At 38.2% G+C, this 22675-nt stretch carries 26 protein-coding genes and 2 riboswitches; of the genes, 22 read left to right on the top strand and 4 right to left on the bottom strand.

What is annotated here, in order from left to right; genetic code table 11:
- Positions 1-34 precede the first annotated feature (34 nt).
- The 9 genes from trpS (at position 35) to E7A03_RS04055 (ending at position 7641) form a co-directional block, all read left to right on the top strand.
- Positions 35-1021 (top strand): tryptophan--tRNA ligase, encoded by a 987-nt coding sequence (gene trpS / locus E7A03_RS04095; protein ID WP_101928933.1) that lies wholly within the window; start codon positions 35-37, stop codon positions 1019-1021.
- Positions 1022-1057: 36 nt separating this feature from the next.
- Entirely contained in the window at positions 1058-1534 is a 477-nt protein-coding gene (locus E7A03_RS04090; RefSeq protein WP_008602920.1) for a hypothetical protein, read from the top strand.
- 238 nt (positions 1535-1772) lie between these two features.
- Positions 1773-2585, top strand: a complete 813-nt coding sequence (locus E7A03_RS04085; protein ID WP_012863876.1) for an amino acid ABC transporter substrate-binding protein — start codon at positions 1773-1775, stop codon at positions 2583-2585.
- A 123-nt stretch (positions 2586-2708) separates the two neighbouring features.
- The gene (locus E7A03_RS04080) at positions 2709-3365 is read left to right on the top strand and encodes an amino acid ABC transporter permease (protein ID WP_077708071.1); all 657 of its coding nucleotides are present in this window, start codon (positions 2709-2711) and stop codon (positions 3363-3365) included.
- A 153-nt stretch (positions 3366-3518) separates the two neighbouring features.
- Positions 3519-4274, top strand: a complete 756-nt coding sequence (locus E7A03_RS04075; RefSeq protein ID WP_077708072.1) for an amino acid ABC transporter ATP-binding protein — start codon at positions 3519-3521, stop codon at positions 4272-4274.
- Positions 4275-4282: 8 nt separating this feature from the next.
- Positions 4283-5554, top strand: coding sequence for a hypothetical protein (locus E7A03_RS04070; protein WP_077708073.1), 1272 nt, complete (start codon positions 4283-4285; stop codon positions 5552-5554).
- A gap of 169 nt (positions 5555-5723) precedes the next feature.
- Entirely contained in the window at positions 5724-6170 is a 447-nt protein-coding gene (locus E7A03_RS04065) for a universal stress protein (RefSeq protein ID WP_004693853.1), read from the top strand.
- A gap of 185 nt (positions 6171-6355) precedes the next feature.
- Positions 6356-6646 (top strand): ArsR/SmtB family transcription factor, encoded by a 291-nt coding sequence (locus E7A03_RS04060; protein WP_004693850.1) that lies wholly within the window; start codon positions 6356-6358, stop codon positions 6644-6646.
- A 119-nt stretch (positions 6647-6765) separates the two neighbouring features.
- A complete protein-coding gene (locus E7A03_RS04055) occupies positions 6766-7641 on the top strand; it encodes a DMT family transporter (RefSeq protein WP_232054999.1) in 876 nt (291 codons plus the stop codon).
- Positions 7642-7698: 57 nt separating this feature from the next.
- On the opposite strand, the gene E7A03_RS04050 is transcribed toward E7A03_RS04055, so the two are convergent.
- Complete coding sequence (locus tag E7A03_RS04050) at positions 7699-8688, bottom strand: AEC family transporter (protein WP_077708075.1); 990 nt, start codon at positions 8686-8688, stop codon at positions 7699-7701.
- Positions 8689-9079: 391 nt separating this feature from the next.
- Between E7A03_RS04050 and modA the strand changes: the two genes are divergently transcribed.
- The 3 genes from modA to E7A03_RS04035 all read left to right on the top strand — a co-directional run bounded on the left by modA (position 9080) and on the right by E7A03_RS04035 (position 11413).
- Positions 9080-9868: a molybdate ABC transporter substrate-binding protein gene (gene modA / locus E7A03_RS04045; RefSeq protein WP_077708076.1), complete on the top strand. Its 789-nt coding sequence runs from the start codon at positions 9080-9082 to the stop codon at positions 9866-9868.
- 238 nt (positions 9869-10106) lie between these two features.
- Entirely contained in the window at positions 10107-10775 is a 669-nt protein-coding gene (gene modB / locus E7A03_RS04040) for a molybdate ABC transporter permease subunit (protein ID WP_101928934.1), read from the top strand.
- Positions 10776-10783: 8 nt separating this feature from the next.
- Positions 10784-11413 (top strand): ATP-binding cassette domain-containing protein, encoded by a 630-nt coding sequence (locus E7A03_RS04035; RefSeq protein ID WP_101928935.1) that lies wholly within the window; start codon positions 10784-10786, stop codon positions 11411-11413.
- 135 nt (positions 11414-11548) lie between these two features.
- Here E7A03_RS04035 and cytX read toward each other — a convergent pair whose 3' ends face one another.
- Positions 11549-12748: a putative hydroxymethylpyrimidine transporter CytX gene (cytX, locus tag E7A03_RS04030; protein ID WP_101928936.1), complete on the bottom strand. Its 1200-nt coding sequence runs from the start codon at positions 12746-12748 to the stop codon at positions 11549-11551.
- Positions 12749-12800: 52 nt separating this feature from the next.
- Positions 12801-12906, bottom strand: a riboswitch (TPP riboswitch).
- An 81-nt stretch (positions 12907-12987) separates the two neighbouring features.
- Positions 12988-13082, top strand: a riboswitch (TPP riboswitch).
- Positions 13083-13145: 63 nt separating this feature from the next.
- Here cytX and thiW point away from each other — a divergent pair.
- The 3 genes from thiW to thiM are packed head-to-tail and all read left to right on the top strand — an operon-like array spanning position 13146 to position 15989.
- Positions 13146-13625: an energy coupling factor transporter S component ThiW gene (gene thiW, locus E7A03_RS04025; protein WP_101928937.1), complete on the top strand. Its 480-nt coding sequence runs from the start codon at positions 13146-13148 to the stop codon at positions 13623-13625.
- Positions 13625-14458, top strand: coding sequence for a bifunctional hydroxymethylpyrimidine kinase/phosphomethylpyrimidine kinase (thiD, locus tag E7A03_RS04020; RefSeq protein ID WP_021147734.1), 834 nt, complete (start codon positions 13625-13627; stop codon positions 14456-14458). The genes thiW and thiD overlap by 1 nt, the downstream gene beginning before the upstream one ends.
- 13 nt (positions 14459-14471) lie before the next feature.
- Positions 14472-15989 carry a hydroxyethylthiazole kinase gene (gene thiM / locus E7A03_RS04015; protein ID WP_021147735.1) on the top strand — a complete coding sequence of 506 codons (1518 nt, stop codon included), beginning with the start codon at positions 14472-14474 and terminating at the stop codon, positions 15987-15989.
- Between the two features lie 267 nt (positions 15990-16256).
- On the opposite strand, the gene rbr is transcribed toward thiM, so the two are convergent.
- Entirely contained in the window at positions 16257-16802 is a 546-nt protein-coding gene (gene rbr / locus E7A03_RS04010) for a rubrerythrin (protein WP_021147736.1), read from the bottom strand.
- A 751-nt stretch (positions 16803-17553) separates the two neighbouring features.
- Here rbr and E7A03_RS04005 point away from each other — a divergent pair.
- From E7A03_RS04005 to E7A03_RS03975, 7 genes are all read left to right on the top strand, one after another.
- Positions 17554-17757: a DUF951 domain-containing protein gene (locus tag E7A03_RS04005; RefSeq protein ID WP_004693828.1), complete on the top strand. Its 204-nt coding sequence runs from the start codon at positions 17554-17556 to the stop codon at positions 17755-17757.
- A gap of 9 nt (positions 17758-17766) precedes the next feature.
- On the top strand, positions 17767-18798 hold the full coding sequence (selD, locus tag E7A03_RS04000; protein WP_021147737.1) for a selenide, water dikinase SelD: 1032 nt from the start codon (positions 17767-17769) through the stop codon (positions 18796-18798).
- 102 nt (positions 18799-18900) lie between these two features.
- Entirely contained in the window at positions 18901-19500 is a 600-nt protein-coding gene (gene yedF, locus E7A03_RS03995) for a sulfurtransferase-like selenium metabolism protein YedF (protein WP_012863891.1), read from the top strand.
- A gap of 115 nt (positions 19501-19615) precedes the next feature.
- Positions 19616-19873 carry a DUF3343 domain-containing protein gene (locus tag E7A03_RS03990; RefSeq protein WP_012863892.1) on the top strand — a complete coding sequence of 86 codons (258 nt, stop codon included), beginning with the start codon at positions 19616-19618 and terminating at the stop codon, positions 19871-19873.
- A 117-nt stretch (positions 19874-19990) separates the two neighbouring features.
- The gene (locus E7A03_RS03985) at positions 19991-20698 is read left to right on the top strand and encodes an NAD(P)H-dependent oxidoreductase (RefSeq protein ID WP_021147739.1); all 708 of its coding nucleotides are present in this window, start codon (positions 19991-19993) and stop codon (positions 20696-20698) included.
- A gap of 157 nt (positions 20699-20855) precedes the next feature.
- Positions 20856-21095: a GlsB/YeaQ/YmgE family stress response membrane protein gene (locus tag E7A03_RS03980; protein WP_012863894.1), complete on the top strand. Its 240-nt coding sequence runs from the start codon at positions 20856-20858 to the stop codon at positions 21093-21095.
- A 60-nt stretch (positions 21096-21155) separates the two neighbouring features.
- Positions 21156-21410, top strand: a complete 255-nt coding sequence (locus E7A03_RS03975; RefSeq protein ID WP_287509264.1) for a CsbD family protein — start codon at positions 21156-21158, stop codon at positions 21408-21410.
- Between the two features lie 77 nt (positions 21411-21487).
- Here the strand turns inward: E7A03_RS03975 and ychF are convergent, their stop codons facing one another.
- The gene (gene ychF, locus E7A03_RS03970; RefSeq protein WP_101928938.1) at positions 21488-22594 is read right to left on the bottom strand and encodes a redox-regulated ATPase YchF; all 1107 of its coding nucleotides are present in this window, start codon (positions 22592-22594) and stop codon (positions 21488-21490) included.
- Positions 22595-22675: the final 81 nt, after the last annotated feature.

Genomic DNA, 22675 nt, shown 5'->3' with positions numbered 1-22675 from the left:
CACTGTTGGTTTATTTCAATATAGGGAGACTATTATGGCAGTTATATTTTCCGGCATCCAACCAAGTGGGGAGTTAACACTTGGTAACTATTTGGGGGCTTTACGTAATTTTTTAGACTATCAAGATACTGATGAGTGTTACTATTGCATCGTTAACCAACATGCGATTACTGTACCGCAAGATCCAAAAGAGTTATTCCAAAATACTCGTAATTTGGCTGCGTTGTACCTCGCTGTTGGTCTCAATCCTAAAAAGGTAACATTGTTCGTACAATCCGAAGTGCCTGAGCATGTTAAGCTCGGTTGGGTTATGCAATCTATTAGCTATGTTGGCGAATTAGAGCGTATGACTCAGTACAAAGATAAGTCTCAAAAGCAAGGTGACTCTATTCCTACAGCGTTGCTTACGTATCCACCATTGATGGCGGCGGATATTCTGCTATATGGTACGAATTATGTTCCTGTAGGTGAAGACCAAAAGCAACACCTTGAGTTGACTCGTAATTTAGCAGAGCGTTTTAACCGTAGATTCGGTGAAACTTTCGTAGTACCTGATATCAAGGTCGGCGAAGGTGGTGCTCGTGTCATGAGCTTACAAGAGCCAACCAAAAAAATGAGTAAATCTGACGACAACCAAAATGCTACAATTCGTCTTTTGGATGCTCCAGATTTGATTGTGAAAAAATTGAAACGCGCTCAAACTGATTCTGATAATGCAGTGCGTTATGATAAAGAGAATAAACCTGGCATTTCTAACTTGATGGGAATATACCGTGCCATTACGAAAGACAGCTACGAAGCTATCGAAGAAATGTACGCTGGCAAAGGTTACGGTGTATTTAAATCCGATATTGCCGATCTATTAGTAGCAACTCTTGAACCAATTCAACAACGTTACAACGAATTGATTACAAGCCCTGAATTGGATGTAATCCTCGATGAAGGGGCTGCTAAGGCGCATGCTAAAGCAAGTACAATGTACCGTAAGGTAGAGCAAGCTATGGGCTTGTGCCGTAAATAAAATCATATAGTAGACTTTCAATTTGTGAGGTAAACCATGACGAAACAAGAGGCGATGGAACGCTTTTCATCAGGTGCCGTACAACAGAGCTTAGAAATACATCGCGGTATACAGTGGACCGGTCGCATCATCGGTCTAGTTGCGTGTGCGTTGATTGTAAAATATATGCCCTCAGACTGGGCGGAACGTGTATGGTATTATCTGTTGTTGCTCGTGATATTATGGACCCTTCATAGATTAGGTGAAAGTCAAGCTTTTATCTGTGAAAAGGGCCTCGTGTTAAAACGTAGGCCTTTTTCTGTGAAAGAATACTTTCACAGTTTATTCTATGGGGATGAATATTTCGTCTTTGTTGATTATGAGCATATTATTGGATTCACTGAGGAATGGCGTGAGTTGCAAGCAATGAATGGTCATGGTGGGATTTATGTGATACCACTTGATCTGCATCAGGTGGCGTACAAGGATAAAATGGCGATGATTGAGGCCATTCATAAACATACGCAGTCATAAAGCATAAGCACTAAGCGTCATATAATATAGGCATACAGAAAGATAAAGCAAATGAATCTAGAATCATAAAATGTATATGTGGAGAATCTGTAAGATAAGAAACTCAAAAATTCATCAAATTAACTATTTACAACTTTAATTAACTAAAGTATAATACAATCATTAAGTACGGAATCTAAATCTATATTGAACATATTATTAAGTGGTAAATAGGCGATAATCGCCGTGGAGGATAGTTATGAATTGGAAAAAGATGATGGCCGTGGGCCTTGCAGCTGTATCTATGATGGCATTTGTAACAGGTTGTGGTGGTGACACTAAAAAAGCTAATACAGAATTGCCTAAGAAAGTTGTTATCGGTTTAGATGATAGTTTCCCTCCAATGGGCTTTAAAGATGAAAAAGGCGAAATTGTTGGCTTTGATATCGACATGGCTAAAGAAGCAGCTAAACGTGCTGGTATGGATGTAGAGTTCAAAGCTATTGACTGGTCCAGTAAAGAAGCGGAACTAAAATCTAAAAAAATTGATGCTTTGTGGAATGGCTTAACAGTCTCTCCTGAGCGCGAGAAGAATATTTTATTCTCCAATACATATATGAAGGATAAACAATACGTCATTGTTCGTAATGACGATGACTCCATTAAAGGTAAAGCCGATTTAGCTGGTAAGGTAGTAGGCGTGCAACAAGCTAGTACTGGTGAAGCAGCATTGCAAAACGATCCAAGCGGTAAGACTGTTAAAGAAACAAAATCCTATGCGGATTTTGTAAGTGCATTTATGGATCTTGGTATTGGTCGTGTTGATGCGGTTATTGCTGATGGTGTAATCGCTCGTTATCTTATGACAAAAGAACCTGGTAAATACAAAATCGTAGAAGGTACTGACTACGGCGTTGATAATTTCGCTGTTGGTTTCCGTAAAGATGATACTGCTTTGCGTGACAAAATTAATGGTATCTTAGCTGAAATGAAAAAAGACGGTACTGCTGATAAAATTGCTGAAAAATGGTTAGGCTCAGGCGCAGACTTAGATAAGAGCGATGCTAAATAGTACAATTCGTGATATACTAATAGTACTATGGTCAGTAGGTACAACTGATAATTAAAGAACGAAATGTACACTAGAGAAGCGGCCAGATGGCCCTTCTCTAGTCGTGTTTTGAAGGAGTCTTTCATGTTAGATTATTTATTGCAGATTATCCCAACCATCGCTGATGGTTTAAAGGTAACCGTATCGCTATTCTGTATTGTATGGATTTTATCTATTCCTGGTGGCATTTTAATGGCTATGTTACGTCTATCTAAATTGCCTTTAGTAGATAAGTTTGTTGATGCTTTCGTGTATTTGATGCGGGGCACACCGTTGATGCTACAAATTTTATTCGTCTATTATGCATTGCCAATCATCACAGACGGTGCCATTCAAATGGATGATGCGACGGCAGCAGTTCTTACCTTCGTATTAAACTACGCAGCGTATTTATGTGAAATATTCCGCGGTGGTATTCAATCTATCTCTCGTGGTCAGTATGAAGGGGCAAAGGTTCTTGGTTTTACCTATGCACAAACTATGCGTAAGATCATCTTGCCACAAATGTTTAAACGTGTATTGCCTCCTCTTGCGAATGAGACGATTAACTTATTGAAAGATACATCTCTCGTGTATGTATTGGCGATGAATGATATCTTGCGTATTACAAAATCTATCGTACAACGTGATTTTGATATTTCTGCATTCCTCGTGGCAGCATTATTCTACTTAATCTTTACCTTTATTTTGACGAATATCTTCAGCTACTTAGAACGAAGATTTGCTGTATACGAAGATTAATCTAATTCTATGGTAGTTTGTCATATGTAATGATGTAGCTAGTTTTATAGGTGAGATACTTTTATTTGATGTCTATAGATGCGATTTTATAGATGAGATATCTTTACTTGAGGCGCTAGTTATATACTTAATATGACGATGTAAGAGGTACTTATGACATTTGTAAATATGGAGCGTATTGAAAAACGCTTTAATAATCAAACCGTATTGCGCGATGTGTCGCTCAAAATGAATAGAGGAGAAATTGTTTCTATTATCGGACCTTCTGGTTCTGGTAAATCCACGTTTTTGCGCTGCTTAGGTCAGTTAGAAACGATTGATGGAGGCTCTATTACCGTTGATGGTACGATTCTTGCTAGTACTGAAAATGGGGTTGTAAAATACGCTTCTCCTCAAACTCAGCATGAATTATTGCTCCGCATGGGTATGGTATTCCAATCTTTCAATTTGTTCCCGCATATGACGGTATTAGATAATATTATGATTGCTCCACGTATGGTAAAAGGTATGAAAGATGACGAAATCTCACCGATTGCAGAGCAATTACTCAATAAAGTAGGATTATGGGAAAAACGAGATATGTATCCATCTCGCTTGTCTGGCGGTCAGCAACAGCGTGTAGCTATTGCCCGTGCGCTAGCGATGAATCCAGAAATTATGCTCTTTGATGAACCCACATCTGCTCTTGATCCTGAGCTTACTGGTGAGGTTCTTAAGACAATCAAACAATTAGCGGACGATCACATGACGATGATTATCGTAACTCATGAAATGAACTTTGCTCGTGAAGTATCGGATCGTGTTATCTTTATGGCTGATGGTGTTATTCAAGAAGAAGGAACACCAGAACAAATTTTTAGTCATCCGCAGAACGAAAGAACGAAAGCGTTCTTGGATAATATGTTATAGGAGGTTCTATGAAGTTACGTTTATTTGCGGCAACCTTAGCTGTCATGGCTTTGGGAACGACTTCTATTATGGCAGAAGATTTACAGAAGACGCCTGATACACCTTTATCTATTGTGGAATCTCAGAAGGATTCCGCATCTATTTTGCCAGAACAATACAAATCCTATGCTACTAAGATGAACACGGTGGTGAAGGATTACAAAAATGGTTATATGTTCTCGATTCCTTGGCGTGTAGCTGATGGCGTTATGTTAGATATGGATGTGCGTAGTGAAAGTGAACATATTCAAGGGTATTCCTTCAATTTAGCGGGCCCTACGCAAGAGGATTCCTATACAGTATCTTTTACTAAGCGCAATAATACACCACAAGAAGGAATATCTCAAAAAGAATGGAATACGACTTGGTATGGTGTACCTATTAAGGGCATGTCTAATGAGGAGTATTTAAATATCTGGCGCCAACATAGCAATAACTTTGAGCATAATGATATTGTTGGTGGGTTCTTTGCTAAGAAAGGTGCAGTTTCCGCACGCTGGGATAAGAGTACACCAAAATCTTATGCAGATATGACATCTACAGAGCCGGTTCAGTCTGTATTTGAAGCAGAATTTATCATGGAGAAAGATCCAACTCATCGGTACAATTTGTCTAGTACGTATGCACCTGTTCGTGCAGAGTTTATGGAGCTAGGTTTGATGGAGCATACAATTCCATCCTTTGAATTGATCAATAAGCGCGGTTCTAATGCTATTAAAGGGGTAAAAAAAATATTAACCGGCACAAGCGATATCAGTGTTGCAGAAGGTATCAAATTTACCTATCCAAAAGGTTTCACCCGTCTTAATGAAAAGGGTAAGATTGCTTTCACTAAACATAATATACGCCTCGACATTGAGTCCTTTACAATCCCAGTACAAGCTGTCAGCTCCGGTATGCCGACAATGATGGGCAAGCAAATGCTTGGTGACTATTATCTTAAACAATTGGTTGATGTGAACAAGGCCACGATTACTCGTTATGAAACGCATATCATTGACGGTAATGTAATGTTCTATTTGGCGGGCCATATGAAAAATCCAAATACGTCTGATACAGCTGTAGCGGAACCAGTATCCTTTGGCGCAACAATTATTCTTGGCAATGAAGGTAATGTAGCAGTAGCTCGAATGATTGGTCCATCCGGTAGTAATCTTGCTACTCAGGAACTTATAGATGTATTAGATGGTTTTAGATTGACTACTACACTTAATACAAACCAATCGTCTCAGGTTCTTTAATATACGCATAATATTCTTTTATTTGTATAATTCTGTACGATTTGTGCTATAATGTAATAAATCCTCAGAAAAAAGAGGAGTTTTCCTTGATGGTCTAGAATATATTAGTATAGGCTAAACGATATTTGATCATATCCCCTTTGAGGGATTAGGAATAGGAGGGGTTATTATGGTTACCTACAAAACTATTGTCGTACCTACTGATGGTTCTGAAAATGCTAAACGTGCGTTGGAACATGCTCTCGCTGTAGCGGATCGCAACCAAGCTGAATTGATTGTTGTTCACGTTGCAAATATTGTGTCTGCTATTTCCAATTTTGATCAAACACCAATTTCTGGTGGATATGTATCTGAGCAAATTGCTGAGGATATGGAAGAAACTGGTAAGGAAATTCTTAATGATGTAGTGAAAGAAATTCCTGCAGGCGTAAAAGTTAAAAGCGTATTTGAAGTTGGCTCCCCTGGACCTGCACTACTTGCAGTGGCAAAAAAATATAATGCTGATCTCATCGTAATGGGTAGCCGTGGTCTTGGCCCTTTGAAAGGCTTATTCATGGGTAGCGTAAGTAGCTATGTAACTAGCCACTCCACTTGCCCTGTATTAATCATTAAATAATTTATATCTTATATAGATATGATAAAAAAAGAGACTTTGGTTTCTCAAAGTCTCTTTTTTATGTTAAAAATGATATAATGTCTATATGTGTGCCATACATATTGGTGTTATACGTTAAGACGTATCGATTAGTGACATAGAAGAGCTACAAAAAAGAATGGATAGGATTAAAAAAGGGGGATTATATGACCGACAAACAAGAATCATTGCTGAAGCTAGCAGAACTGTTTAAAATCTTGGGTGATCCTACACGCCTTAAAATAGTAGAGCTATTACTAGAAAATGAAATGTGTGTTAATCACATTGCAGAAACCATGGAGATGGGACAATCTGCTATTTCTCATCAATTGCGTGTATTGCGCCAAGCACGTCTTGTTACATATCGTAAAGATGGGAAAACAGCATATTATTCTCTAAACGATGATCATGTTGAATGTTTAGTTCGCATGGGGATGGAACACGTAGCTCATCAATAATTTAAATTTTTTATAATGAACACATTTCGTCCTACTTAGGATGAATTGTGTTTTTATATTTTATATATTTTATTTGAGTTGTATTTGATTATGGAGAAGTATATAAAGTGAATCTGTTAATGAAAAATATAGGAATATTAGTGGTGTTTTTAGCTACTGTATTCTTATCAACAAAATCTATATGGGCAAAACTAATTTATTTAGATTCACTGAGCCCTTTGAATGTTCTTGTGTGTAGGGCTGTTTTATCATTACCTTTTTTTCTTATACCAATGATTCGCTTTGATTGGAATAGCGTGAATAAAAGTAAGGTTTTTAAATACTCATTTTTGGGGGCTATTCTTTATGTATCTTCATCTATAACGGACTTCATAGGATTATTATATATATCTGCCTCATTAGAACGTGCTGTTCTATTTACATTTCCAATTTACGTTTTTCTGTTATCATCAGATTTATCACGCATTACATTTTCAAAAGTAGTTTTAATTGTATCTACTGTGCTAGGATTAGCAATTATGTTTAATCCTACCGTTGATAACCACCTTACAGATACTTTAATAGGCATTTCACTAGTCTTGCTTTCTGCAATCTTTTGGGCGTTGTTTATTATTTATAGTAAGAGGGCTGTTTCGAATATTAGTTCTACTATTTTTACCAGTACTTATATGTGTATAACTACAGTACTTTTACTTCTCGGCTTTATAATTGATAGCAAAAATTTTACTACATTTTCAACACTCCAAACGCATACTATGATTTATTTAGTATTTTTGGCCATTTTTTGTTCTATCATTCCTTCATACTTGATGTCTTTTGGTCTTAAAAGAATTAATGCATCTCTTGCAGCCGTTATTAGTGCAATGGGACCAATAGTTACTTTAGCTTTAGATGTAGTTATTCTTAATCATAATTTAGCCTTGAATGAAATTATTGGTGCTATAATTGTTACAGCTTGTGTAACTTGTTTAACAAGGCTAAATGCTAAGGCATAAAAAATCACTCATAGTCATATGGCTATGAGTGATTTTTTATAACTATGATTTTTTATTTTAATATAATGGGAATAGATAATAGGCTATAGTAATAAACAGTGGCATTGTTATAGCGGATAAAATAGTTGTGCCCATTACGATTTGTGTAGCATATTCTGGATTATTCTTCATTTCAATAGCAATAAGAGACATATTGATAGCGGTAGGTACGCTGTAGGTTATGATGATAGTTTGCGCCGCTATTGGATGCATAGGTCCATAGAACATAATGAATAATATAGTAATACCAGCTGCTAGGAGTGGACTCACAACGAGCCGTAATGTGGTAGCAAGCATGACATCCATCTTAAAGAAGTTTAGCGGTGTTCTATTAATTTGAACACCCAAGGCAATCATAGCGACGCCAACGAAGGCATTGGCAAATATATTGAGCGGTGCAAAGAAGAAGAGACCGTGTAAATCGAAAGGGAGTAGGTGGCAAAGTAGTGCCAGTGGGATGGCATATACCATAGGCATGTGGAATACGACTTTTAGTGCATCCCGAGGGGTTAATCGTCCTGCTCCCGCTTGGTAGAAACCGTAGGTATTACTGCTAATAGTTTGTATGATCATGATAGATACAACACTCACTAAACCTAGATTAGCATAGGGGGTAGCACCATCGATGACATATGGAATGTTAGTAAATACAAAGATAGCAAGGGCGACACCCATATTCCCAACGTTATTAAACATAACGCAGTTTTTTAAGGTTGCAATCTTAGCCACATCATATCCTTGTATCTTACCTACCACATCTGAAAGGATGGAGTTTAGTATGAGTACACAGAGCGCACAGAATACAATCTCCAAAGTACCTGAGTTAAGTTTAGCTTCATACATCGCTCGAAATATAAAGGTAGGTAACAATATATAAAAGTTTAGTTTACTCAGCGTATATAGATCGAGTTTAAATTTTCTATCTAATATAAATCCCACGCCTATAAGTACTAAGATAGGGACCATAGAATTCATAAAAATATGGCCTACTAATTCGAATAGATTCATCATCTCACCTAGAGTTTTTCTTTAATATATTAGTTAATATATAAGGCATAATTTTAGTTTATCGTATAACTATATGTAGTAAATATACAGTTGTTTTATATAAGCTGTAAGTGAATAAGTTTTCTAAAATATTTTTATCCTTTATAGTATTATCATACCATAGTATCTATTGTTTGGGGCTTAAAAATTTATTGATTATTATTACTTATCATAATCATCAGAAATATCTATGTAGAATGTGATTTTAGTATACGATTTCAATCATTGATTTATAGTATAATATGTATATGTTGTATATGTTGTATATTTCAGTTTGTTAGTACGCGAAGTGTCTCTAGGTATTACCATGGCGTTTACAGTATGGCGTTTTAAGGGATGCACAGGAGGAATTATGAAACGAATTTTATTAGTATTAATAAGCGTTTTCATGCTTGCTTTTTTAGTAGGTTGTGGTAATGATGCAAGTAAACCAACTGAGTCAGCTAAACCAAGTACATCTGAAAAGATTACTGTACAAGCTGCAGCAAGCCTTAAAGGTGCTCTTACAGAATTGGCTGATGCTTACAAAAAAAGCCATAACTTAGCGGATGATCAAATCGCTATTAACTTCGCTGGTTCTGGTACATTACGTCAACAAATCGAACAAGGTGCACCAGCTAGTTTATTTATTTCTGCTGACGAGAAAAATATGAAAATGTTACAAGAAAAAGATTTGGTAACTGATGTAAAACCATTCGTAACTAATGAACTCGTTCTCGTAGTTCCAAAAGGTCAACCTAAGGTTGAGCTAAATCAAATCGCTACAGTAAAGCGTATCGTATTGGGCAATCCTGAAACAGTACCAGCTGGTAACTATGGTAAACAAGTATTAACAAAACTAGGCGTTTGGGAACAGGTAGAACCTAATGTAGTATACGCTAAAGATGTAAAAGCTGTAACAGCTTCCATTAGCCAAGGTGCTGGAGATGCTGGTTTCATCTATAAAACTGATGCTATCGCAGCGGGCGATGCAGTTGAAATCTCTGCAGTAACACCGGCTGATTCCCATGATCCAGTTATCTATCCAATTGGTATTATTAAAAAATATGACAACGCATTGGCAAAAGACTTCTACCAATACGTAATGAGCCCAGAAGGCCAAAAAGTATTAGAAAAATACGGTTTCTCTACTTCTAAATAAGAGTAAAGCGCTAGCTTTCAGGGCTAGCGCTTTCTTATGATACAATAGAGATATTATTGATATTACTAATCTTATGATTGCTCACTGTATGCTTTTCTTTTACTCATTTGTAGTGATGAGTGCTTAATAATCTAACATATGATATGATTTTGGGCATATAATTTGTTTGAAAAGTATTTTTGAATTAATGGATATAACACATACTTTAGAGTTGTTGTGTATAGAAAGGGGGCGTGACATGAGTCCATTATGGCTGTCGCTATGGGTGGCAAGTATAGCTCTTATTATAGTTATTTTAAGTGGCTTAGCGACTTGTTACTGGATGAACCGTTGCAAGTGGGGTGGTATTGCCATTCTTGATGCACTTATTACCTTGCCACTTGTACTGCCTCCGGTAGTTGTTGGTTTTGCGTTACTTATGGTATTTACTCCAGGTTATGCGTTTGGTGCTTGGCTTGAAGCTCATGGTATGAGTGTTGTTTTTGCTGCATCCGGTGCCGTGATAGCCTCCTCTGTAATTGCATTTCCGCTGTTTTATCAAACGGTGCGTTCAGCATTGCAATCCGTCGATCATAATATGGAGGACGTAGCGCGTACATTAGGTGCTTCAGAGTTACGTATCTTTTTTACTATCTCCGTACCACTCGCTTGGAAAGGCATTTTGACGGGCAGTATCTTAGCCTTCTGTCGTGCTATGGGCGAGTTCGGTGCTACCATTTTGATTGCAGGCAATATTCCAAAGGTAACGCGCACCATGCCACTTGCTATCTACTCTTACGTAGAGGCAGGGCAGTACATGGATGCTTTTGAATTAGTTATCTATATTTGTGTGCTCACATTGGCATTGTTGAGTGGAATTCACTTCATCACAAAGGGGTCCTTGTTCCATCACATTGATAATAATTAGGAGGTCCGATGATTACATTTTCCTTTACCGTAGCTAGACCTTCTGTGACTGTGAAAGCCGATGGGGTACTTCCTTCTGGTATTACCGTTTTGACAGGTCAATCCGGCAGTGGTAAAAGTACTTTCATTAAATGCATTGCAGGACTTGTAAAACCCACTACAGGTAGTATTCATTGTAATGAAACAACGTGGGTGGATCGAGATAATAAGATTTGGGTTCCCGCTCAAAAACGTCAGGTAGGGTATATGCCACAAGGCAACATCGTATTCCCTCATTTGTCTGTGGAACATAATATTACCTATAGCAAACGAGGCACACCTGACATGTGCAATAGTCTATTGCAGCGTTTAGGTCTTGAGAAATACCGAAAAACGAAGGCTGGCAGCCTGTCTGGTGGCGAACAGCAACGAGTTGCTTTGGGGCGTGCGCTATACTCTAAACCGACTATCTTGCTTCTCGATGAGCCTTTATCTGCTTTAGATTGGAACTTGCGAAAGCATGTGCGCGAAGATTTGGTGTCCATTATTCGCGAGTGGGATGTACCTTGTGTATGGGTTACTCATGATGAAAGCGAAGCCGAAATGGTTGGAGATCGGCACTGGACCTGTGAAGAAGGACAAATTCAAATATCTAAATAACAATAATGTAAATAAAAGAATCTAAATAACAAAACCCCTTCATACGAGTTATTGCTCCTAAAGGGGTTTTATTGTTTATATAGCAGTTCCTATTTAGTTAGTCTCCTATCTTGGATGCTTGTTGTATATATCCTATTATGGTTGTTTAACTTCTGTAGAGACCTTTACTGTTTTACTTACGAAACCAATGATAGTAGTTATGATAAAGGCCATTGTAAAGGCTGGTAATGTAGCACCTACGGTGCTTTCAGTGTGTAACATATAGTGATATAAACCGACCGATACAGCCCAAATTGTGCCGCGTACTAAAAAAGCCGATAGAGTTTGCACTTGTTGACGATTCATAAAGTAGTCCGCTAGCAAGATGGCAATCATTGGGGTAAAGACAGATCCGATGAGGTATAAGAAGTCTGTAATATCGTCCATCGGATACAAGATAGCTGCAATAGTGCCAACGATGGTAACAATAACTGCAATGCCCTTACTAGATGCACTATTATAGATTGTGGTGCTAGAAACACCTGCAGAGTAAGCGTCCATAAAGGTTGTAGTGACAGTAGAGAAGATAATTACGAGGAGCCCTGCTAGGCCAAGGCCTGCATTCATCATAATGGTAATAATAGAGTCTCCACCACCAAAGATGGCCGCACTAAGACCTAAGGTATACATGACGATACTCGTTACCGTGTAGATTGTAGCACTTGTAAGTGATGCGGTGAGAGGATGTTTACTTTCACGGGTATAATCACTGATGAGAGGTAGCCAAGATAGTGGCATGGCAATCGATAACTCAAGAGCAGCGATGAAACTCATGTTTCCGCTAGTTAGAAGGCCACCTTCACTAGGCCACTGTGATATCATGTGCGTGCCCATGTAGAGGGTGAGGCCTAGCAATAGAATAGATACGATGGCTTGAATATAGCCCGTATTGTGGAGGCCGATGAAAAGCCACAGGATGACAAGCGCTCCGATAGCTATCGTCCAAATCATAGGGGATAGGGGTGCTAACTCTTGTAAGGCTAGCATAGCATCGTAGATCATGATGCTAGTCCAGCCGATAAGTTGAAGCATATTTAAAAAGGCAAAGCCTTTAGCCCCTAGTGGGCCAAAGCTGAAAGCGGTTGTATTCATACTACCTTGCCGTAAGCGTCCGCCGATGAGGCCAGCCCCAAAGAGTAGTATGCCGCCGATAATATGACCTAAGATGATGGCATAGAGACCTTGTATAAGTCCTAAGGGGGCCAGATAGGTACCGGTCATAATTTCCGCAATCGATAAAGCGGCACCGAACCATATCATGGCAAATTGTGGTTGCGTGATGTGTGTATTTTTCATACGTCCTCCTTGCCAGGAAGTCATAGAAAAAGCCGAGCTCACAGGAACTCGGCCATTAATCCTCTATGTTCCCTACGTTGGCATTATCCAAATCAGGTTATGGGTTAAAGCTTTAGCTTACTCTCAGCCCACTTGTGTGAGCACCCCATTATGGCTTCATTATACGAGGTGCTACGGGAACCGTCAATTATTTTGTTGCATAGATTGTATAATAATGTTATAACTAGATTATAAAAATATATTGCCACTAGGGGTGCTTTTGCTGAGATTGACCATTCAAAACCCTAGACCTGATCCAGATAATACTGGCGTAGGGAAGTGGAATGAAACATGATACCAAACTATTACGAGACCATTCCATTTGAGGTGGTCTCATTTTTATTTACTTGGAGGTATTATGAAAAAAATGATTATTGCTAGCATATGTGTGGCCTTAGGTGTCGTCTTATCGACTACGTCGATTCCTATTGGCCCTGCTCGTATTTTTCCATTTCAACATATGATAAATGTAATCTTAGCCGTTATAGTTGGGGCGAGATTCTCTGTAGGCGCAGCCTTTAGTACTTCTTGCTTACGTAATGTACTAGCACTAGGCTCTCCATTAGCCTTTCCAGGTAGTATGATTGGCGCTTGGTTATCTGCGTATTTATATAAAAAATACAACGCCATCTGGGCAGCGGCTTTAGGCGAAATCATTGGCACTGGACTTATTGGTGCTCTTGTAAGTTATCCAATTGCTCATTTCCTACTAGGCAAACCATTGGCATTGTTGACCTTGATTACATCCTTTTCCATGAGCTCTATCGGAGGTGCTTGCATTGGCTTTGTAGTATTACAAATCTTATCTCGACGTAATCTGTTACACAAGGAGGCATAATGAAACTACATACTGCATTAACAATTGCCGGTACTGACCCTAGTGGTGGCGCTGGCATTATGGCTGATTTAAAATCCTTCCAAAGTCGAAATGTATACGGCATGGCCGTTGTTACTTCTGTGGTGGCTCAAAATACAACGGGTGTACATCACGTAGAACACCTATCGCTAGAAAGCATAGAAAAACAGTTACACGATGTATATTCAGATATTACACCACAAGCCGTTAAGACGGGCATGATTGCTTTACCAGAGATGATGGATCTCATTTATCCTTATGTAAGTAAGAACATCCCTTATGTGATGGATCCAGTTATGATTGCCACCAGCGGTGATCGACTTGTATCGGATGAGGCTGTCGATTTCTTAAAATCTAAACTCATTCCGGTCGCCACAGTCATTACACCTAATCGTAGCGAGGCAGAGGTGTTAGCGGACATGTCTATCTCTTGTAAAAGTGACATCACAACAGCTGCTAACCGTATTTTACGTGAATTAGGACCTCAAGTGGTCATCATTAAAGGTGGGCATATTGGAGATGATGCAACGGATTATGCTTTCACCAAAGATGGAGATATGCATACGTGGACAAGCCCTAAATATGATACTGTTCATACTCACGGTACGGGTTGTACCTTCTCGGCGGTTATTACGGCAGAGCTAGCGAAAGGGCGTGATGTAATGGATGCCATTGGTATTGCAAAGAACTATATTGCATTGGCTATTAAGCATAATCCAGCGCTTGGAAGTGGTTGCGGTCCTGTTAATCATATGGCTTATGGTTTATTGGTAAATGGCCCTCAAACGATGGATGAACTTTTGAAAAATGAGTAGAGGAGATAGTTATATGACCTATGAAAATCCATATATAAATAGCTCAACTTGGACCGAACTGAATATATTAGAGACTCTACGCAAAGGGAATCCGCTTATTATTTGTATTACAAATGATGTAGTGCGAACCTTTACGGCTAACGGTTTACTAGCCATCGGAGCATCACCCGTGATGAGTGAGTGTAGCGAAGATTTGAAAGACCTCATCGCCCATGCATCGGCGCTACTCATCAATATTGGCACTCTTACCCCAGACAAGGTTAGTTACTATAAAGATGCCATAGCACTGGCGAAGAAACATGAGGTTCCTATTGTTTTAGATCCAGTGGGCTGTCATGCTGGGGCTTATCGATTATCTGTAGTTTTAGACTTGATTAAAACTGATGCTATTTCGTTGCTACGAGGTAATCAAAGTGAAATCAAAGCCATCTATGATGCTCTTAATACAAATCATAAGGTTAATAATTCTCTCTCTGGTAAGGGCGTAGATGGTGAACAAGTTGAGGATAGCGCAATTATAACGTATCGTCTTGCACGCCAAATTAACTGTCCTGTTGTCGCAACGGGCGAAGAGGATTATGTATCCGACGGAACCCGTGTATTTGCGGTTCCTCATGGGCATCCAATCATGACAGTCGTAACTGGGACTGGTTGTTTATTAGGTGCTGTGTTAGCTGCATTTTTTAGTTCCTATTGTCCATTCATGTATAACATGTCTATAGGTGAGTTCCTTGCGTATGCACTGGCTTACTATGGTCTAGCTGGTGAAAGTGCGGTTAATGTGAGCGGTGTAAAACCTGGTAGTTTTAGTATGGCATTTATGGATGCCTTATATGAATTCGATGATGCGATGCTTTTATCCGAAAACCGAATACGGCCTGTAGTTGTGCCCGATCAATTAAAGGTATATTTTATTAGTGGTACACAAGATGTAGGTTTTAATGAAAGCCATTTACTGGACATTGTTGAAGCTGCTTGTCGAGGTGGTGCGACCTGCTTTCAATTTAGAGAGAAGGGCATAGGAACATTAGAAGGACAACAAAAATTAGAATTAGCTCAGCAGTTAAAAGAAATCTGTGCCATGTATAATGTGCTTTATATTATTAACGATGATGTAGACTTAGCAGTGGCTGTTAACGCTGATGGTGTTCACGTAGGACAAGAAGATATGCGTTTAGAAGACGTTCGTAATCTTGTAGGGAATAAGGTTGTTGGTATATCCATTCATTCTGTGGAGGAACTTCATAAGACCACTGTAGTTTATGCGGATTGTGTTGGTGTAGGCCCTATGTATACTACAAGTAGTAAACCTGATGCTCAATTGCCGTGCGGACCTGAGCGCATTGCTGATTTACGAGCAGAAGGTTTAACATTACCATGCGTTGGTATCGGGGGTATTACCTTAAATAACGCAAAGCCTGTTTTGGAAGCAGGTGCTAGTGGAGTAGCCGTAATATCTGCTATTGCTCATGCAGATAATCCATATGAAGCAACACAACAATTTAAATGCTTGGTAGATAATATTAAGTGATATGTCTTTTATAATTCTAGGATAGTAAATAATAAGCACTATACAAAGGAAATAAAAAACATATTATAGTGAATAGAATAAAATATAGTAGACAAAATAAAAATCTAGCAAAAGAATGCAAAAAAAGACGATGACAAACAAATGTCATCGTCTTTTTGTTAAGGAAGTTGTCAGTACTTACTGTAAGTTTAGATTGTACTTACAGGTATAGTTTCATTAAAATCTGTACTTACAGGTTATTAATCTAGTTGGTGTCGCACTTACAGATTAGAAGGATTCAACCAAACGTTGGAAGAAAGCTTGTGGGTGAGCACATACTGGGCAAACTTTAGGAGCTTCTTCACCAATGTGTACATAGCCACAGTTAGCACAGATCCAAGCTACTGGTTGGTCGTTAGTGAATACTTTGTTACCGGATACTCGAGCTGCTAATGCAAGGTAACGAGCTTCATGACGAGCTTCGATTTTACCAACTTCGCGCATTTGGAAAGCGATTTTAGCAAAGCCTTCTTTTTCGGCTTCGTCAGCGAATTCTTTGTACATTGTAGTATGTTCGTAGTTTTCACCAGCTGCTGCATCGCGAAGGTTAGCTTCGATATCAGCGGAAATATCGCCACCATGAAGAGCTTTGAACCACAATTTAGCATGTGCAGATTCGTTGTGAGCTGTTTCTTCGAAATAGTCAGCGATTTCGTTCATGCCAGCTTTACGAGCTGCACTAGCGTAGAATGTATATTTTTGGAATGCTTGAGATTCGCCAGCAAATGCTGCTTGAAGATTTTTTTCAGTATTAGAACCTTTTAATTCTGCCATTTTAATACTCCTTTGTACTTACGATAATTTTCAAAATTGTTACTTAACATATATATTCATAACCACTTGGTTGTGAATGCAATGGAATAGAATACTTATTCTATAATTTCGAGGGCGACTTCGCCTTAGTTAAGAAAACTTATTCTTAGATCAAATAGACACTTGCCTAACTCTTAAAATAGTACTTACTTATTTGTGTGTTTCGGCACTTGCCGTCCTAACAGTTTTATATACAATGTGTTATCCGTATACTTAACGAATAATCATTGTTGACTATATTGTAACATACTAAATGAGAAATGCAAGTCTTTTTATAAAATTTATTTCGAAAATTTTCTAAATGATAAATATTATCAATGCAGTAAAGATGCGGATTTATAAAGAATGAATAGTATGGGGTTTATAAAAAATCCCTGTTTTGATATTGAGAATGATAACTAAATGAAAAATCATTATTGTTTAGTTGTTAATGTTAATTTCGTTGTATGCACTAATATTTTCCCATAAAATATAATGATTAAGTGCAAAGTTTCTGTGACCTTTTGGTGGTTATAAAATAATAATTCTCTTGATTTATGGTTTAATTATAAGAACAGTAGATATATTAAAATTGTACATTATATATTTATGGTGAAAATTTTATGGTTATATATAATAGAAGATTGAACTATAGAATTAGGGTATATTTATAGAAGTAACTATTTTATGTATAATAAATATATAAATACTGACAGAAGTTAAAGGAGGCGCTATGGCATTTGTTAGATATTACGTAGGAGATGTAGTGAAGATGAAAAAATCGCATCCTTGTGGCAGTGACGAGTGGGAAGTTAAGCGAATCGGCACAGACTTTCTCATCGTATGTAATGGCTGCGGTCATCAACTCTTGATGCCGCGCCCTAAATTTGAAAAGGCTGTTAAGAAAATCGTCTCTAGATTGCCGGAAAATGAGTAAGGAGGAGTTATGGTGCGACTTACTGATTATGTTACAAGTGGAGGCTGCGCGTGTAAGATTGGGCCTCATATATTGAACCGTGTGCTAAAAGCTGTAACACCCGTTACTAACAAGCATGTTCTCGCTGATATGACTGGTGCCGATGATGCTGGAGTATATCAAATCTCTGATACCTTTGCACTGGTGCAAACTTTAGATTTCTTTACCCCTGTGGTTAATGATCCTGATTTATTTGGTAAAATTGCAGCTGCCAATGCATTAAGCGATGTATATGCTATGGGTGGCACCCCTTTAACAGCGATGAATATCGTAGGCTTTCCGGTTCCTCTTGTCGAGCAAGGTGTTTTGACGGATGTGTTAAATGGGGCTGGTTCGATTGTAGCCGAGGCTGGTGCAGCCATCGTAGGTGGACACAGCATTGAAAATAAGGAACCTATCTTTGGGATGTCTGTGACAGGACAAGTAAATCCAAAACAGATTTGGAAAAATAAAGGTGCTCAAGTAGGGGACGTGTTGGTGCTAACAAAACGCATTGGCACAGGTATTATGAATAATGCTCTGAAAGCAGGTTTATTTCCTGTAGGTACGGAACAGGCCGTTACTAGTATGAGTACTTTAAACCGTGTAGCGGCTGAGGTGGCACATAACTTTACAGTTCATGCTTGTACAGATGTAACAGGCTTTAGCCTTATGGGGCACTCCGTAGAAATGGCAAGTGCTTCTGATGTGACGATTCATATCAAAGCTTACGATATCCCTCTTTTTGATGATGTTATCGAGGCGGCTCAAATGGGCTTAATTCCGGCTGCATCTTATGGTAATCGCAAGGCTATAACTGAAGTACAAGTTGATGAGGACTTGGATCCTGTATGGACGGATATTGTATTTGATCCTCAAACCTCTGGCGGGTTACTATTTTCTGTTCCTGCTAGCGAAAGTGAGACACTTGTCGAGGCCTTTTATAAGGCGGGGATTGACTGTGCTGCTATTGTGGGCACTGTTGAAAGCTTTAGCGGTCTTGCCGTACGAGTAACAAAATAAACTCATAAAAGATAAGTACTGTATGGTATTGATTTAGCTATTTAAATAAAATATTATTAGCTGATACTTTCACAAATTATATAATGTATGTAGAGGTGTATGATGAGCAATACAAAGGAATTAACTGTAGATGTGCGCGGTAGCTTATGTCCAAAACCTGTTATCGAGACCAAGAAGGTAAGTGATGCGAATCCAAGTGCTATTATTACAACTATTGTAGATAATGAAGTGAGTCGCGATAATGTGGCGAAGTTTGGGAAGTCTCGTGGTTATGGTGTAGAAGTTCGCCAAGATGGAAAGGATTTCTATCTTACACTGACCCCTGATGCAAATCCAGTTACTGAAGCCCGTTGTGAGCCTATGAACTATGGAAATCGGGTTATTTTGATGACGAAGGATTATCTTGGTGAAGGTAGTGAAGAACTTGGCCGAAATTTGATGAAAACCTTCTGGGTATGCTTGCTTGAAGCCGATGTAAAACCTTCTAAGATTTATTTCATCAATAGTAGTGTTAAGATGGTAGTTAATGATTCGGTTCATTTGGAAAATATAAAGAAACTAGCTAAGCTTGGTGTAGAAATTGCAGCATGCGGCATTTGCCTTGATTATTTCGGTGTGAAAGATGAGCTGGGCGTAGGTAGTATTACTAATATGTATGCTATTACAGACTCTATTGTAGGGGATAATATTATTAAGCTATAATTTCTAGTAGTATAGTATCTTTTTTTATCAATTTCGATGGATTTTTTTATATCTCCAAGCTTTATGTTTAATGTATGAGCAATTTGATCTTGCTAGTTATCAGAGGGGTGAGGTAATGGAACGAAAAAAATTACTTGTAGTTTTTACCTCTTATTATTTTGGAGATAAGGCGGATAAGGTATTAACAGAATTAGAGGTGCCTCATCAGTTGATGGCTACCCCCCCAGAGCTTTACGATATGTGCGGTTTATCTATTGCAATAGACTCAAGTATAGTGGATCAAGTAAAGACCATTTTAAAAGAACATAAAATTAGTACATCTGGCTTATTTTGGTATGAAAAGGGCGAGCTAGCTGTACCGTATAAAGTCTAGACGTTGTCTAGGCTTTTTTACTTTAGTGTTCATCTTCATATAACTTGAACGATGAGTGTGGTACTATAGAAACATGATATATTTTATCAATTGCAGATATTAATTATGGAGGTATATATGAGTAAATATGAAATAGAAAATGTAAAATTAACAGCCCCTAAATTTGATCGTAAGGATTTAGAATATGCTATGACATATCGCTACGCATGTAAGAAATTTGATAGCGCTAAAAAGATTTCTGATGAAGATTGGCAAGGTATTTTAACGGCGGCGCGCTTGTCTCCAACCTCCTTAGGTTTTGAGGCTTACCAATTATTAGTCATTCAAAATCCTGAAATCCGTGAAAAGATGAAATCTTATGGTTGGGGTATTCAAGCTGGTCTTGAAGCGAGTCATTTCGTGGTGTTCTTAACACGTAAAAAAGTGGATTTGGAATTTGATTCTCCTTATGTACGCTATATTCAAGAAGAGGTGAAACAATTACCTGCTGAAGTCGATGCTATTTATAAAGAAAAATATGCTCAGTTCACAACTGAAGACTATAAAACATTTGAGTCTGATCGTGCTGCCTTTGATTGGTCTTCTAAGCAAGCGTACATTGTAATGGCTAACATGATGACCATGGCTGCTTATGAAGGTCTTGATTCTTGTGCATTGGAAGGCTTTAATCAAGATAAGATGACAGTGCTCTTAGGTGATGAATTAGGTCTTTTTGATACAAAGCATTTTGGCATTGCTGTGATGGCTGCCTTTGGTTATCGTGATGAAGAACCACATCGAAATAAAACACGTCGTACAATGAATGAAATTGTTACAGTAGTTTAATCAATTGTGACTTTTATAACTACATCAAATTTCTTCATCTAATCTTTAGAAATGAATGGTATATTATAAATATACATATTATTTATTATATTTATAAAGCCCATATAATTTGGTAGGATATTATAAATATATTGATTAAATAGGAAGGAGTGATCGTATGTTATGGTCAATTATTGTTGGTGGTTTTATCGGTTTTCTTGCAGGAGCAATCACTAACAAAGGTGGAGCAATGGGCATTATTGCCAATGTTGTTGCTGGTTTAGTTGGTTCGTCTGTAGGTCAAGCAATATTTGGCACATGGGGTCCTAGTTTAGCTGGCATGGCATTAATTCCTTCTGTTCTTGGCGCTGTAATTGTTGTTGCTGTTGTTTCTTTTTTCTTCGGGAAAAAGGGATAGTAATCTATTTTTAAAAGTATAGCTAACATATATAGCTAACATAACTAAAAATGATTTCATATGAAAGGATTCATAATTATGGCATTAGAAGATAAATTAAATCAAGCTAAAGGTGCATTAAAAGAAAATGCCGGTAAATTAACTGGTGACAAAGAATTGGAAGCAGAAGGTGCTGTAGAAAATACAGCTGCAAAAGTTAAAGACGCTGCACATGATGTTGCTGAAGATTTCAAAAAAGCAGCTGAAGATGTTAAAGATGCTGTAGATGGTGCGATTAGTGGCGTCAAAAATGTTCTTCATAAAGACGATAAATAATATTATATAAAGGTTATAATTAGTAATAAAAAACCAGTAAATCCTGAGATTTACTGGTTTTTGTTATATAAGTTTGTTTATACATTGAAGCGGAAATGGGTTACATCGCCGTCTTTCATAACGTAGTCTTTGCCTTCAAGGCGTACAAGGCCTTTTTCTTTAGCCGCGTTTTGGCTACCGCAAGCTTGTAGATCATCAAAGGAGACAATTTCAGCGCGGATAAAGCCTTTTTCAATATCCGAGTGAATTTTACCAGCAGCTTGAGGTGCTTTGGTGCCATTTACGATTGTCCAAGCACGAGCTTCCATTTCACCAGCTGTGAAGTAATTGATAAGACCTAAAAGTGCATAACTTGCTTTGATAAGTTTAGTTAAGCCAGACTCTTCAAGGCCAAGATCTTCAAGGAATGCAGCGGATTCTTCTTCGGATAACTCTGCAATTTCGGACTCGATACGTGCGGACACAACAACGATACCAGCGCCTTCGTTTTTCGCATATTCCTCTACGCGTTTTACATATTCGTTGGCAGAATAATCAGATACTTCATCTTCGGAAATATTGGCTACATAAAGAGATGGTTTAGCTGTAAGCAATGTCAACTCTTTGATCATTTCTAATTCGTCTTCATCAAGACCTTGTGCACGAACGGGTTTTGCTTCACCTAAACCTTCGATGATGCGTTCTAATAATGGCAGTTCAGCACGAGCATCTTTATCGCCAGATTTTGCGATTTTTTCGATGCGTTGTTTTCGTTTTTCTACGGATTCAAGGTCAGCAAGGCAGAGCTCAGTATTAATGATTTCGATGTCGCGAATTGGGTCAATAGAACCTGCTACGTGAGTGATGTTAGGGTCATCGAAACAACGAATAACTTGTGCTATCGCATCTACTTGGCGAATATGGCTAAGAAATTTATTTCCCAAGCCTTCACCTTTAGAGGCACCTTCAACGAGACCTGCAATATCTACGAAACGCATAGCTGCAGGGAGGATGCGTTTGGAACCAAACATTTCAGCTAATACAGCTAAACGATTGTCTGGAACATCAACGACACCTACGTTTGGCTCGATTGTACAGAATGGATAGTTGGCAGCTTCAGCGCCTGCTTTTGTAATAGCGTTGAATAATGTACTTTTACCAACATTTGGAAGGCCTACGATGCCTACTTCTAAATTTGTGCTCATGGTACCACCTTTTATTAACAAATTGATTTCGTTCTTTGTGAAAGTTTATAGTAATAGTTTGTTATAAACCTTATCAAATAA

This window comes from Veillonella parvula (genome assembly GCF_032472435.1).
GTDB classification, from domain to species: domain Bacteria; phylum Bacillota; class Negativicutes; order Veillonellales; family Veillonellaceae; genus Veillonella; species Veillonella parvula_N.
Note: the sequence above shows the minus strand (reverse complement) of the source record. Positions and strands in the feature narration are given on the sequence as shown.

Bases quoted from the DNA above. Each gene is read 5' to 3' on its own strand.
- thiM (WP_021147735.1), top strand. From the start codon at position 14,472: ATGACCTATGAAAATCCATATATAAATAGCTCAACTTGGACCGAACTG.
- yedF (WP_012863891.1), top strand. From the start codon at position 18,901: ATGAGCAATACAAAGGAATTAACTGTAGATGTGCGCGGTAGCTTATGT.
- thiW (WP_101928937.1), top strand. From the start codon at position 13,146: ATGAAAAAAATGATTATTGCTAGCATATGTGTGGCCTTAGGTGTCGTC.
- E7A03_RS04005 (WP_004693828.1), top strand. From the start codon at position 17,554: ATGGCATTTGTTAGATATTACGTAGGAGATGTAGTGAAGATGAAAAAA.
- rbr (WP_021147736.1), bottom strand. From the start codon at position 16,802: ATGGCAGAATTAAAAGGTTCTAATACTGAAAAAAATCTTCAAGCAGCA.
- thiD (WP_021147734.1), top strand. From the start codon at position 13,625: ATGAAACTACATACTGCATTAACAATTGCCGGTACTGACCCTAGTGGT.
- E7A03_RS04075 (WP_077708072.1), top strand. From the start codon at position 3,519: ATGACATTTGTAAATATGGAGCGTATTGAAAAACGCTTTAATAATCAA.
- E7A03_RS03975 (WP_287509264.1), top strand. From the start codon at position 21,156: ATGAAAGGATTCATAATTATGGCATTAGAAGATAAATTAAATCAAGCT.
- E7A03_RS04060 (WP_004693850.1), top strand. From the start codon at position 6,356: ATGACCGACAAACAAGAATCATTGCTGAAGCTAGCAGAACTGTTTAAA.
- E7A03_RS04050 (WP_077708075.1), bottom strand. From the start codon at position 8,688: ATGAATCTATTCGAATTAGTAGGCCATATTTTTATGAATTCTATGGTC.
- selD (WP_021147737.1), top strand. From the start codon at position 17,767: ATGGTGCGACTTACTGATTATGTTACAAGTGGAGGCTGCGCGTGTAAG.
- cytX (WP_101928936.1), bottom strand. From the start codon at position 12,748: ATGAAAAATACACACATCACGCAACCACAATTTGCCATGATATGGTTC.
- E7A03_RS04070 (WP_077708073.1), top strand. From the start codon at position 4,283: ATGAAGTTACGTTTATTTGCGGCAACCTTAGCTGTCATGGCTTTGGGA.
- E7A03_RS03980 (WP_012863894.1), top strand. From the start codon at position 20,856: ATGTTATGGTCAATTATTGTTGGTGGTTTTATCGGTTTTCTTGCAGGA.
- E7A03_RS04090 (WP_008602920.1), top strand. From the start codon at position 1,058: ATGACGAAACAAGAGGCGATGGAACGCTTTTCATCAGGTGCCGTACAA.
- E7A03_RS04035 (WP_101928935.1), top strand. From the start codon at position 10,784: ATGATTACATTTTCCTTTACCGTAGCTAGACCTTCTGTGACTGTGAAA.
- ychF (WP_101928938.1), bottom strand. From the start codon at position 22,594: ATGAGCACAAATTTAGAAGTAGGCATCGTAGGCCTTCCAAATGTTGGT.
- E7A03_RS04055 (WP_232054999.1), top strand. From the start codon at position 6,766: ATGAAAAATATAGGAATATTAGTGGTGTTTTTAGCTACTGTATTCTTA.
- modA (WP_077708076.1), top strand. From the start codon at position 9,080: ATGAAACGAATTTTATTAGTATTAATAAGCGTTTTCATGCTTGCTTTT.
- E7A03_RS04080 (WP_077708071.1), top strand. From the start codon at position 2,709: ATGTTAGATTATTTATTGCAGATTATCCCAACCATCGCTGATGGTTTA.
- modB (WP_101928934.1), top strand. From the start codon at position 10,107: ATGAGTCCATTATGGCTGTCGCTATGGGTGGCAAGTATAGCTCTTATT.
- trpS (WP_101928933.1), top strand. From the start codon at position 35: ATGGCAGTTATATTTTCCGGCATCCAACCAAGTGGGGAGTTAACACTT.
- E7A03_RS03990 (WP_012863892.1), top strand. From the start codon at position 19,616: ATGGAACGAAAAAAATTACTTGTAGTTTTTACCTCTTATTATTTTGGA.
- E7A03_RS04085 (WP_012863876.1), top strand. From the start codon at position 1,773: ATGAATTGGAAAAAGATGATGGCCGTGGGCCTTGCAGCTGTATCTATG.
- E7A03_RS03985 (WP_021147739.1), top strand. From the start codon at position 19,991: ATGAGTAAATATGAAATAGAAAATGTAAAATTAACAGCCCCTAAATTT.
- E7A03_RS04065 (WP_004693853.1), top strand. From the start codon at position 5,724: ATGGTTACCTACAAAACTATTGTCGTACCTACTGATGGTTCTGAAAAT.